Source organism: Methylomonas koyamae (assembly GCF_019669905.1).
Taxonomy (GTDB): Bacteria; Pseudomonadota; Gammaproteobacteria; order Methylococcales; family Methylomonadaceae; genus Methylomonas; species Methylomonas koyamae.
This window is the reverse complement of sequence record NZ_AP019777.1, coordinates 2,216,029-2,228,655: the sequence shown is the minus strand read 5'-3', so window position 1 is coordinate 2,228,655 and position 12,627 is coordinate 2,216,029. Positions and strand designations below refer to the sequence as shown.

Here is a 12,627-nt window from a genome sequence, read left to right as displayed (position 1 = left end):
CGTCTGCGTGCCGTCCCTGATCCCTAGCCGATCCATAAACTCGATGAACCATCGCGCCCTGCGGCGCTGTTCCAGTTGCGGCGAATTATTCCAGTTCAAATCGGCGTTTTTCGTTACGCGTCGGTTACAGTTTGATGAAACGTAATACAAACGTATTACACGGCAGCCTGAATCGGCCGCGCCGCGGATCGCTATGCCGTTGTATCGCTTGGCAAATCGGCTTTTCCGGCTTGGGCCGGCCGCGGTAACGGCATCTGGCGGCAAGGCTTGCCGGCCCAGTTACGCCGCTGTTACAGTGGCGAACTGACAGACCCGGCGCCGGGTCGCCGCAGACCACCAGATCCAAATCCAACCTTTCCGGCATGACTGAAATCGAGCTTTTGCACCAGGCCTTTCATGGCGCGCAGCCGCAAGTCGGCGATTTATCCGACTTGGCCGGCGCGCTGAACCGCTGGTATCTGCAACACAGCCACTGCAATTTCCTGCACCCGTGCCAAATCGACGGCCGCCCGGCCTTGGTCTGCCAGGCCGACTTGAGCCGGACCCATCCGGCGGCCTTCGCCGAATTGCAAGCCATTGCCGAGCGCTATGCGCTGTATCTAAAAGAAGACGCCCGGCGCAGCGCGCAAGGCTGGGCGGACGGCAACCGTCGGCGCGGATTGGGTTTAGTGTTGAGCTTTTGTATCGGCCTCAGCGCAGCCTCGCGCAGCGTCGGCGCCGACGAATTGCAAGCGGTCAAGGTCGTGGCCGGCGGCCGGCAATTGCCAGCGCCGGCGCTGACCGTCCAAGCCGGGGTTGCCGGCAATAGCGGCGACGGCATAATCCGCTTGCGCCAGCGGCGGCCGCCTTCGGCCGCTGAAGTACTGGCCGCTTACAGCCAAAAACAATCCGCCTTGCAAACCGACTCGGTAGCGGCGGCCGACATCGCCCAGTTTTTAAATCAGGTCTACCGGAAAAAATCAGGCGACCCGGCTGCACTGAGCGCCGATCTGCAAACCATCGCCGAGTATTTTTCGCGTTATCCCGAGGCCGTGGCGCTGATCGAACAATTGCGCGGCCAAAAAATCGAGCTGAATTACCAATCCGGCACCTGGCAAACCGTGGCTTTTGGCAACCAATTCGGCATTGCCAGCGTCACCATCCATTTCGATACCCGCCTCGGCGCGCAATTGCTCGGCGATCCCGGCTGCGAGGCGACGCCGGCCTGTAGCATCGCCCCGGCCGACGCCTTGTTGCACGAATTGCTGCACGCCAAACTGATGCTGCTGGATAGCGAACATTTCATCGCCGGCGGCGGTCTGGCGCCGGGGCTGTACCCGTTCGAGCACGAGCACGAAGTCATCGTCGCCGAAAACCAATTGTTCCAAGCCATGAATCGAAGCGACGGCCGGGCGCGGCCGATCCGCCACCGCCACAGCGGCGAATTGCTGCAAGTCTCCTGCCCGGCCTGCATTCCGGTTAAGCAAGTTGCATCGGGCGAATTAAGCCTGTAAAACTAGCTAAAATCGTGAACCCCATAACAAAAATAACGAGTGCAGGAGGTAGTTTATGCCGCAAATATCCAGCCGGTCCGGTGCCGATAAATGGCGTTTCGCCCAATTGGGCGGTTTCGATCAAGTCGAGTTGAAGCGGACCAGCGATTTGCTGGCGCTGCCGGAATTGGACCAGAAACTGTGGGCGGCGCTGAGTTGCCCGACCCACGGCTTGTTTTTCGATCAAAACACCCTGGATTTGCTCGACAGCGACCACGACGGCCGGATTCGGGCGCACGAGGTGACCGCGGCGGTCAGTTGGGCCTGCCGGGTGCTGAAAAATCCCGCCGATCTGGTGCAACAAAAACCGGTACTGCCGTTGGCGGCGATTAACGACCAAGACCCGGAAGGCAAACAATTGCTGGCCTCGGCCAAGGAAATCCTGAAAAACCTGGGCAAGGCCGATGCTACGGAAATCGGCAGCGACGATCTGGCCGACATGGCCAAAATATTCGCCGACACCCGCTTCAACGGCGACGGCGTGATCCCGGCCAAAGCCGCGGCCGACGCCGCCGGCAGCGAATTGATCGAGCAGATCATGGCCTGTTGCGGCGAAGTGGCCGACCGCTGCGGCGATCCGGGTATAAATCTGGAAAAGATCGAATTGTTTTTTAAAGATGCCGCCAGTTACCACGAGTGGTGGCAGCACTGCGCTGCCGAAGCCTTGCGCATCCGCAAACAAATCGCCGACACCGAGGCTGCGGCAGCCTTGTTGGACAAGCTGAAACCGAAAATCGACGATTTTTTCACCCGCTGCCAACTGGCCGAGTTCGACGCCGGCGCCGCTGCATTGTTGAATCCGGCTGATAGCCGCTACGAACAACTGGCCGGCACCGATCTGTCCGCCGCCAACGCCGAACTGGCGCAACTGCCGCTAGCCGCAATCGCTGCCGGCGCCGCGCTGCCGTTGAGCGCCGGCTTGAATCCGGCCTGGCGCGAGGCGGTCGGCCAGTTCAAAACCCAAATCGTGCAGCCGCTGCTCGGCGAACTCGAGAGTTTGAGCTATGCGCAATGGCAGGACGTCAGCGGCCTGTTTGCCGATTACCAGGCTTGGTTGCAACAAAAGCCGACTACGGTCGTCGATAGTTTGGGGCCGGAGCGGATCAAATTCTTGCTGGAAAGCGGCGCCCAAGCGACGCTGGCCGCGCTGGTGGAACAAGACCTGGCGCTCAAAGCCGAAGCCGAGGCCATCGATTCGGTGGTGCGCTTGCAGCATTACTACCGCGACCTGTATACGCTGCTGAACAATTTCGTTTCGTTCCGCGACTTTTATTGCCCGCAACCGCATGCCATTTTCCAGGCCGGCACGCTTTATCTGGACGGCAGAAGCTGCCAGTTGTGCGTCAAAGTCGAGGACATCGGCCAACACAGCAAACTGGCCGAATTGAGCAAAATCTTCCTGGCCTACTGCGAATGCCGCCGCGCCGGCGAAAACGGGAGCCTGACCATCGTCGCCGCCTTCACCGACGGCGACAGCGACAATCTGCGCGTCGGCCGCAACGGCGTGTTTTACGACCGCAACGGCCTGGATTGGGACGCGACCATCGTCAAAATCATCGAAAACCCGATCAGCATCCACGAAGCCTTCTGGGCGCCGTATAAACGAGTCGGCCGGATGGTCAACGAACAACTGGAAAAGTCGGCCTCGGCCCGCGACAAAGCCGCGCACGAAGGCGCGTTTAAAGATGTCGCCGAAGCCGGAACCCAGGCCGAACAGGGTAAAGCGCCGCCGGCGCCGTTCGATGTCGCCAAATTCGCCGGTATTTTCGCCGCAATCGGTTTGGCGATAGGCGCTATCGGCACCGCGCTGGCCGCCGTGGTCAGCGGTTTCATGGCGCTGCTGTGGTGGCAAATGCCGCTGGCAATCGTCGGCGTGCTGCTGGCCATTTCCGGCCCGTCGATGTTCATCGCCTGGCTGAAGCTGCGCCAACGCAACCTGGCGCCGCTGCTCGACGCCTGCGGCTGGGCGGTCAACGCCAAGGCCTACATCAACATTCCGTTCGGCCATTTGCTGACCGATGTCGCCAAACTGCCGAAAGACGCGGAACGGCAACTAGCCGATCCGTTCGGCGAGAAAAAAAGCCCGTGGCCGAGTGTATTGCTACTACTGGCCTTGCTGGCCGGTGCGGCGTTTGCCTGGCATAAGGGCTACATCGGGCCAAAACCGGAAACGCCGCCGGCAGCGGCTGAAGCACAAACTAAGGCCGAACCGGCCAACACCGAGCCCGCCACCCCGGCTCCGGCCAAACCCGCGGACACGAAAAAATAGCGCGCAGGCCGTTTAACCTCGTTCCCACGCTCCGGCGTGGGAATGCGTAACCGCTCGTCCTTATACACATCTTTGTTTGGTAACCGTCATTCCGGCAGGGATTCATGTCAGGCTGACCTGCCTGACACCCTTTTCGTGTAATGCAATCCGTTCCAGACCGATTTGTGCCGGAGCCGTAGACCGCTAAGCGAATCCAGGTTAGAAGGATAGTTTGAAGCTACCGTCCATGGCGCTGGATGCCCTCATCCTGCGGGCATGACGAGACTTGATTTATGACTGATGAGCGAAGGACCGTACCCGAATCGCATAAATGGGAGCCGGAGAACCCAAAAAGTCGATTGGCCAGTTCGCCTTAACCGAAGCCCCCGCTCACGGCGCGATCATGCCGTTGTGCAAATAGCTTTCCTCGTAGCTGAACACGATATTCGCATCGGGCAATACCAAGGCTTCGTTCTTGCCTTTGTAATCCAGCCGAAACAACAGATCCTTGATCAGATTGATTCGGGCCAGTTTTTTGTCGTCGGCTTTGACGATGGTCCACGGCGCCGATAAATGGTGAGTTCTGGCGAACATGATGTTGCGCGCCTCGCTGTAGGCTTGCCAGTGCTTTTGCGCTTCCTTGTCGATAGGGCTGATTTTCCATTGCTTTAACGGGTCTTGCTGGCGTTGCGCCAAGCGCTTTTTCTGCTCGCCCTTGCTGATATCCAGATAATACTTCAGCAACTTGATGCCGGAGCGCACCAGCAGTTGCTCGTAATGCGAAACCGTTTCGATGAACTCGTGGTATTCGTTGTCCGAACAAAAGCCCATGACCCGCTCCACTCCGGCCCGGTTGTACCAACTGCGGTTGAACAACACCAGCTCCTGCGCCGCCGGCAAATGCGCGGTATAGCGTTGAAAATACCAAGTGCTATTGTCGCGGTCCGAAGGCTTGCCCAGCGCGACTACGCGAATCTCGCGCGGGCTTAGATGTTGGATGATGCGCTTGATGGTGCCGTCCTTGCCGCCGGCGTCGCGCCCCTCGAATAAAATCAAGATCTTGTCGCCGTGCTTGATGATGTGGTTTTGCAGCTTGACCAATTCGACCTGTAGTTGCTGCAGCACGTCCTTGTAATCGGGTTTTTCGGCTTGTTCCGGGTGTTTTTTGCTCATGTCCGCCGCCTGTTCCGGGTTTAAGTATCCACTGGAAAATAGCACGCCCGCGGATTTTTGCCGAAACGGGCTAAGCCGACGCGCCGCCGGCAAACAAGCGGTAAGCCGGATTATCGGTCTCGCGACGGTAAACCAGTTGTAACGCGTTCAGACATTGTTCGAAATGCACCGATTCCGCATCTCCGAGCTGCAAGCCGATCAACACCTTGCCGAATGCCGCGCCATGGTTGCGGTAATGGAACAGGCTGATATTCCATTGGCTGCCCAGTGCCATCAGGAATTTCAATAACGCGCCGGGCCGTTCCGGAAATTGCAGGCTGTAGACCCGCTCTTTGACATCGTACGGCGCATGGCCGCCGACCATGTAACGGATATGGTCCTTGGCCAGCTCGTTGCCGGTCATATCGGTTACGGCGAAGCCTTCTGCGGCCAGATGTTCCACCAGTTGCCGGTGGTCGGCTTCGGCGCCGCTGCTGCTGATGCCGACGAAGACCTGCGCCATCGCCGGGTCGAAATAACGGTAGTTGAACTCGGTGATGTTGCGTTTGCCGAGCGCCCGGCAAAACTTGAGAAAACTGCCCGGCAGTTCCGGAATCGCCACCGCCAACAGAATTTCGCGGTGTTCGCCGACCTGGGTTCGCTCGGCGACGTAACGCAGCCGGTCGAAATTGATGTTGGCGCCGCTGTCGATGGCAATCAGAGTTTGCTGCTGCAAGCCGTGGCGTTCGGCGTATTTCTTCAAGCCGGCCACGGCCAAAGCGCCGGCCGGCTCGGCCACCGAACGGGTGTCGTCGAAAATGTCTTTGATCGCGGCGCAGATTTCGTCGGTACCGACCGTGACCACTTCGTCTACCCACTGGCGGGCGATCCTAAACGGCTCCGCGCCGATTTGCTTGACCGCGACGCCGTCGGCGAACAATCCGACCTGCGCCAACACCACCCGCTCGCCGGCGCGTAACGCCTGGTTCAAGCAATCGGCATCGTCGGGCTCGACGGCGATAACTTTAATCTCCGGCCGGACGAATTTGACGTAAGCGGCGATGCCGGCAATCAAACCGCCGCCGCCGACCGGCACGAAGATGGCGTGAATGTCGCCGTTGTACTGGCGCAGAATTTCCATCGCCACGGTACCCTGGCCGGCGATCACGTCCGGATCATCGTAGGGATGAATAAAGGTCATGCCCTTTTCCGCAGCCAATTCCATGGCATGGGCGTAGGCATCGTCGTAGGAGTCGCCGTGCAACACGGCTTTGGCGCCTCGCGCCTTGACCGATTTGACTTTGATTTCCGGTGTGGTTTTCGGCATCACGATCAAGGCCTTGATGCCGAGCCGCTTGGCCGCCAACGCCACACCCTGGGCATGGTTGCCGGCCGAGGCGGCGATCACGCCATTGGCGGTTTGCTCCGGCGTCAATGACGCAATCTTGTTGTAAGCGCCGCGCAGCTTGAACGAAAACACCGGTTGCAGGTCTTCGCGTTTCAAATAAACCCGGTTGTTGACCCGCTCGGACAAGGTCGGCGCGTAGTCCAGCGGGGTTTCTTCCGCCACGTCGTAAACCCGGGCCCGCAATATTTTTTCTATGTAATTCAGCATCGCTATCCTCGGTACGAGCGTCCTGTCGCACACAGCATTCCTGGCCTTAAAAACTGCTGAGCGATCAGCGTTAATCGGGTATTATCCCATACAATGACGGGTTGAAAGCCGCGTCAGGATTCATAAGAGCATAACCATCAGGACCATCACACATGACTCAAGACGAATTAAAAAAACAAGTCGCCGCCGCCGCATTGCAATACCTGAAAAACGTACCGATCATCGGCATGGGCACCGGCTCGACGGTGACGCATTTGATCAACCAATTGGCCGATTGCGACTTCAAAAACGATATCGAAGCCGCCGTGTCCAGCTCGATCAAAACCACCGAGCACCTCAGATCGATCGGCATCAAAGTCATCGAATTGAACGATAGCGGCGACCTGGACATTTACGTCGACGGCGCCGACGAAGTTACCCCGCACCGCAAAATGCTGAAAGGCGGCGGCGGCGCGCTGACCCGGGAAAAAATCATCGCGGGCGCCAGCAAGAAGTTCGTCTGCATCGTCGACGAAACCAAATGCGTCGACGTGATGGGCAAATTCCCGCTGCCGGTGGAAGTACTGCCGTTGTCGCGCAGCTTCGTCGCCCGCCAATTGGTCAAACTGGGCGGCCAACCGATCTTGCGGATGAACAAGGAAACCGGCCAGCCGTACATCACCGACAACGGCTGCGAGATTCTGGACGTGCATAACATGAGCATCGTCGACCCGATCGGTACCGAACAAGCGATCAACAACATCCCCGGCGTCATCACCAACGGCCTGTTCGCGATGCGCGACGCCGACGTGGTCTTGGTCGGCAAGGGTAGCGAAGTCATCAGTTACTAAGCGCTTTATTCGGCGCGAACTCGCCGCCGCATCGGCGCGGCGGGTTCGCCGCCCGTTTTACCGCATAATCCACCGCCCCGCAAAAACCGATAAACCTCAATATTTTTGGCGGCTTCCGCCGTTAAACCCTAAAATATCCGCCATTTGCAACGGCAGACGCGCTCGGCCGTTCCAACCCGTTTCACCATTGCATCCCAAAGTATTTCAGGAACCGGAAAACATGTCAGACATTGAAATTGCCCAACAGGCAAAAATGCGCCCTATTATCGATTTGGCCGGGGAAGCGTTCGGCATCCCCGCCGAGCATCTCGATCCCTACGGCCATTACAAAGCAAAAATATCGTTGGAATACGTCAACAGTCTGGCCGATCAACCCGACGGCAAACTGATTCTGGTCACGGCCATTTCGCCGACTCCGGCCGGCGAAGGCAAGACTACTACCACGGTCGGTCTGGGCGATGCATTGAACCGGATCGGCAAGAAAACCATCATCTGCCTGCGCGAGCCTTCATTGGGCCCCTGCTTCGGCGTTAAAGGCGGCGCGGCCGGCGGCGGTTATGCCCAAGTGGTACCGATGGAAGATATCAACTTGCATTTCACCGGCGACTTCCACGCCATCGGCGTCGCGCATAATCTGTTGTCGGCCTTGATCGACAACCACATCAACCACGGCAACAAGCTGGACATCGACCCGCGCCGCATCCAATGGAAACGCGTCGTCGACATGAACGACAGAGCGTTGCGCAAGATCGTGGTCGGTATGGGCGGTGCCGCCAACGGTTATCTGCGCGAAGACGGCTTCGACATCGTCGTCGCTTCCGAAGTCATGGCGATTTTGTGTCTGGCCAGCAGCCGCGCCGATTTGAAGGAGCGGCTGGGCCGCATCGTCATCGGTTACAAGTCCGACAAAGTCACTCCGGTTTATGCCAGCGACTTAAAGGCGCACGGCGCGATGGCGGCGGTGTTGAAAGACGCGATCAAGCCGAATCTGGTACAAACCCTGGAAAACAATTTGGCCATTATCCACGGCGGCCCGTTCGCCAACATCGCCCACGGTTGCAACACCGTCACCGCGACCAAAACCGCGTTAAAACTGGCCGATTATGCGGTGACAGAAGCCGGTTTCGGCGCCGATTTGGGCGCCGAGAAATTCTTGGACATCAAATGCCGGATGTCCGGCCTGAAGCCGTCGGCGGTGGTATTGGTCGCCACGGTGCGGGCGTTGAAATTCCACGGCGGCGTCGCCAAGGACGAACTCAACCAGGAAAACCTGGAAGCCTTGGAAAAAGGCTTCGCCAATCTGGAACGCCATCTGAGCAACATCCAAAACCACTACGGCCTGCCTTGCGTGGTCAGCATCAACCATTTCACCTTCGATACCGACGCCGAAATCGAGCTGCTGAAAGCCAAGTGCGAGGCTTTGGGCGCTAAATGCGTGGTCGCCAAACACTGGGCCCATGGCGGCGCCGGCGCGGAAAATTTAGCCCGCGAAGTATTGAACATCGTCGACCGGCGCGAACCGGGTTTCAGCTATGTCTACAACGACGAACTGCCGTTGTGGGGCAAAATCGAAGCGATTGCCACCAAGCTGTACGGCGCGGGCAAAGTCAGCGCCAGTCCGAAAGTGATGGGCGAAATCAAAGCCTTGCAAGCCAACTACGGCCATTTCCCGATCTGCATGGCCAAGACCCAAATGTCGTTCTCGACCAACGCCAACGCCAAAGGCGCACCCAGCGGCCACACGGTCGAAATCAGCGAAGTGCGGCTGGCCAACGGCGCCGGCTTTATCGTTGCCATCGCCGGCGACATGATGACGATGCCGGGCTTGCCGAAAGTCCCGGCTGCGGAACGGATCGATATCGACGACAACGGCGTGATCAGCGGTTTGTTCTAGCCGTGGCGAATCGGTCAGTGCGGGCCGGCTGGCGACGGCTGCGCACTATCCGGCTATGCTTATGCAATCGCGTGCCTGCCGATACAGCTTTGTGCGGCGAAACAGATCGCTGATCCGAAATCCGTCGGGGGAATGCCATGTTTGACCTGCGCTCGCTGAAATTCAGCCATAAAATCGCCGCGCTTGCGTTATTGCCGTTAGCCGGCTTACTACTGATGGCATCCTTTGTGATTCACAACCAGTTGCACCAAATGCAATCGGCCGGCAATGTCGCCGCATTGGCCGGTTTTTCGGTGCTGGCCAGCGATCTGGTGCATGAATTGCAAAAAGAGCGCGGCCTGTCGGGCGGTTTTCTCGGCAGCGGCGGGCAAAAATTCAGAACCGAACTGGGGCAACAGCGGCAGGCAACCGATATAAAACTGGCAAAGCTGGACGGTTTTCTGCAGAGTGTCGACACCCGCGGCGCGGAATTTTTTTCCGCCGGTTTGGCGGATGTCAGCCGGCGTATCGCCGCCTTAACGCAAACCCGCGCCGGCGTGGACGCTTTAAGCGCCGGCGGCGAGGCCACCGTGAACTACTATTCGGAATTGAACGCGGCCTATTTGACGATCCTGGCCCAATTGCCGAAATTGAGTGCGGATGCAAAACTCAGCCAGCAGTTAGCCGCCTATGCCAATTTTCTGAAAGGCAAGGAACAAGCCGGTATCGAACGCGCGGTGCTGGCCAACACCTTTGCCAAGAACGCGTTCGGCCCCGGCATGTACCAGAAGCTAATCGCGCTGATTGCGTTGCAAAATGCTTACCTCGACTTGTTCGCGGCGACGGCGCCGGACAATTATCTGGATTTTTCCAACAACACCCTGCGCGGCCAATTCGTCGACGAAACCGCGGCGATGCGGCGCAAAGCGCTGGCCGATAACGGCGGTCAAGGTTTCGGCGTCGACCCGGCCCACTGGTTTGCGATGCAGACCGGCAAAATCAACCAGTTAAAGCAAGTCGAGGACTATATCGCCCGCGACATCACCGCCAGTTCCAATGCGATCCAACAGGACGCCCAATGGCAACTGCTGCTGAATAGCTTATTGGTGACTGCGGTACTCGGCCTGTCGCTCGGATTATTCTGGTTTCTGCGCAAAGACATTACCGAGCAATTGGGCGGCGAGCCGGCTCACGTCAAAGCTCTGGCGGTTAAAGTCGCCGCCGGGGAACTCGCGGCACAAGACGGCCAAACGGCGGCAAACCACAGCGGCATCTTGGCGGCAATGCTGAGCATGCAGCAGCGCTTGACCGACGTTGTGATCGCATTACGCGATTGCTCGGAGCAAATCTCGCAGGCGGCGGACGAAGTCAGCCGCGCCGCGCAAACCCTAAGCCAAAGCAGTTGCCAACAGGCAGCCGGCATCGAGCAAACCAGTGCGGCACTGGAACAGTTGAGCGGCTCGGTGGAACACAATCAACACAACGCCCGCTCCACCGAACAAATCGCGCTGGCCGCGGCGCAGTCGGCGCAAACCGGCGAGCAGGTGGTGCGGCAAACCGTCGCGGCGATGCAAAAAATCGCCGAAAAAATCGGCTTGATCGAAGGTATCGCCTACCAGACCAATCTGCTGTCGTTGAACGCGTCGATTGTCGCCGCCAAGGCCGGCCAACACGGCGCCGGATTCTCGGTAGTGGCCGGGGAAGTCCGTAAGTTGGCAAACCGCAGCCAGTCCACCGCCACCGAAATCGGCGAACTGGCACAAAGCGGTTTGCAAATCGCCCAAAAAGCCGGCGACATTTTCTCGGAAATGGCCCCCAGCATTGCCAACACGGCAAACCTGGTGCAGGAAATCGTAACGGCATCGGAACAACAGGCCGTCGGTGTGCATCAGATTAATCAGGCAATGGCGCAGCTCAATACGGCCATCCAGCATAATGCCGCGGCTTCCGAACAACTGGCGGCCACGGCCGAAGCGTTGAACGAGCAAAGCCAAAGCCTGGTGGCACAAATCGGATTTTTTAAAATCCGCTAATCAACCAAAATCGAGGTGGAATTTGCTATGAACCAATTTGAATGGAGCGACGATTATCTGGTGGCCGAAGAAACCATCAACGTTCAACACCGGCAACTGTTCGCGCTGGCTAACGATTTAATCCAATCCGAAAACCAACCGCAACTCCAGGAAAATGTAATGCGGCTGTACCGGCACTGCCGGGAGCATTTCGAGGCCGAAGAAACCTTCATGAAAAACAACGCTTACCCGTTAACCCAAGCCCATACCGCCTCGCACAATCTAATGCTGGACAAACTGGTCGAAGCCAGCCAAATCATCCAGCGCGGGGCCTGGCACCAAAACGATACCTTGAACTTCATGCACGACTGGATTCAGCACGTCCAAACTGAAGACAGGGCAATCGGCGAGTATTTCCGCGATAAAGGTCTGAAACTTGAAGCTTAACAAGCGTAGCCGGCGTTCCCGCCAGGGCAATGCCGAAACGCAAACGGCGGCTTTGCAGCCGCTCTACTGTGACTGTAAGCCTTCCGATCAAGGCGCAGTGCTCGACAGGCCATTGTTGGCGGCTGGTATCGCCGCCGTCGAGCGTATCTGGGAGTCTTGATCGTGGCGGGTCGGGCTACTAAAGGATAGCGGCCAGCGGAGTAACTTCATCCGCGTCGGATCATTCCGCCACCGAGAACACCCCTATGTAAATAACTTACCGCATGGCGAGCATCGGGCGGACTCGTGCCCAAACCAACGCTCGCCGCAGGCAATCGCCGATTGGTTTACCCAGTTTGCTGGGCTGACTTGGCGGCACTCATTCGGTCGGCGCCGAACGTAACGCTTCGGCTGCGGTCAAGTCGCCCAACAGCGACAGCTCCTCCAACGACAAAACCCGATCCAAAGCCAGCAGGATAATAAACACGTCGTCGATGCGCGCCATCGCTTCGATAAAATCGGTACGGATATCGGCCCCGAAATCGGGGGCCGGTTGAATGTTCGCCGCCGGAATCTCCAGTATTTCCCGCACTTCGTCGACCAGCATCCCGACCAACTGCAGCGTTTCGTTGATTTCCATCGCGACCAGCACGATGCAACTGCGCTTGCTGACCTGAGACGGCGACCGGCTCAATCTTGCCGACAGGTCGATCACCGCAACCACGTTACCGCGCAAATTGATCACGCCGTGGATATAGTCGGGCGTCAAGGGGACGCGGGTAACGCTGGCGATCTCGATGATCTCCTTGACGTCGAGGATGCTGACGGCAAACGTTTCGCCGCCGACCAAAAACGTCAGGTATTGGCCGACCTGCTCCTGTGCAGCCACCGCAGTCGCGCTTTCTTTCCGAATCAGACTACTCATCTCATGATGCTCCG

9 protein-coding genes are annotated in these 12,627 nt (G+C 58.3%); 6 read left to right on the top strand and 3 right to left on the bottom strand.

Annotated elements, in window-relative coordinates; translation table 11 throughout:
• Positions 1–362 precede the first annotated feature (362 nt).
• Together MKFW12EY_RS10325 and MKFW12EY_RS10320 are read left to right on the top strand one after the other, a co-directional pair.
• Complete coding sequence (locus MKFW12EY_RS10325; protein ID WP_221054492.1) at positions 363–1,493, top strand: hypothetical protein; 1,131 nt, start codon at positions 363–365, stop codon at positions 1,491–1,493.
• Between the two features lie 55 nt (positions 1,494–1,548).
• On the top strand, positions 1,549–3,801 hold the full coding sequence (locus MKFW12EY_RS10320; RefSeq protein WP_221054491.1) for a hypothetical protein: 2,253 nt from the start codon (positions 1,549–1,551) through the stop codon (positions 3,799–3,801).
• 369 nt (positions 3,802–4,170) lie between these two features.
• Here MKFW12EY_RS10320 and ppk2 read toward each other — a convergent pair whose 3' ends face one another.
• Positions 4,171–4,953 (bottom strand): polyphosphate kinase 2, encoded by a 783-nt coding sequence (gene ppk2 / locus MKFW12EY_RS10315; protein ID WP_064021484.1) that lies wholly within the window; start codon positions 4,951–4,953, stop codon positions 4,171–4,173.
• A 70-nt stretch (positions 4,954–5,023) separates the two neighbouring features.
• Positions 5,024–6,547 (bottom strand): threonine ammonia-lyase, biosynthetic, encoded by a 1,524-nt coding sequence (gene ilvA, locus MKFW12EY_RS10310; protein ID WP_221054490.1) that lies wholly within the window; start codon positions 6,545–6,547, stop codon positions 5,024–5,026.
• A gap of 152 nt (positions 6,548–6,699) precedes the next feature.
• On the opposite strand from ilvA, the gene rpiA reads away from it, so the two are divergent.
• The 4 genes from rpiA to MKFW12EY_RS10290 all read left to right on the top strand — a co-directional run bounded on the left by rpiA (position 6,700) and on the right by MKFW12EY_RS10290 (position 11,709).
• A complete protein-coding gene (gene rpiA, locus MKFW12EY_RS10305; RefSeq protein WP_221054489.1) occupies positions 6,700–7,377 on the top strand; it encodes a ribose-5-phosphate isomerase RpiA in 678 nt (225 codons plus the stop codon).
• Positions 7,378–7,597: 220 nt separating this feature from the next.
• Positions 7,598–9,271, top strand: a complete 1,674-nt coding sequence (locus MKFW12EY_RS10300; protein ID WP_221054488.1) for a formate--tetrahydrofolate ligase — start codon at positions 7,598–7,600, stop codon at positions 9,269–9,271.
• 137 nt (positions 9,272–9,408) lie between these two features.
• The gene (locus MKFW12EY_RS10295; protein WP_221054487.1) at positions 9,409–11,283 is read left to right on the top strand and encodes a methyl-accepting chemotaxis protein; all 1,875 of its coding nucleotides are present in this window, start codon (positions 9,409–9,411) and stop codon (positions 11,281–11,283) included.
• Between the two features lie 27 nt (positions 11,284–11,310).
• Positions 11,311–11,709 (top strand): bacteriohemerythrin, encoded by a 399-nt coding sequence (locus tag MKFW12EY_RS10290; RefSeq protein ID WP_064021480.1) that lies wholly within the window; start codon positions 11,311–11,313, stop codon positions 11,707–11,709.
• Between the two features lie 358 nt (positions 11,710–12,067).
• On the opposite strand, the gene MKFW12EY_RS10285 is transcribed toward MKFW12EY_RS10290, so the two are convergent.
• Positions 12,068–12,613, bottom strand: a complete 546-nt coding sequence (locus MKFW12EY_RS10285) for a chemotaxis protein CheW (protein WP_221054486.1) — start codon at positions 12,611–12,613, stop codon at positions 12,068–12,070.
• Positions 12,614–12,627: the final 14 nt, after the last annotated feature.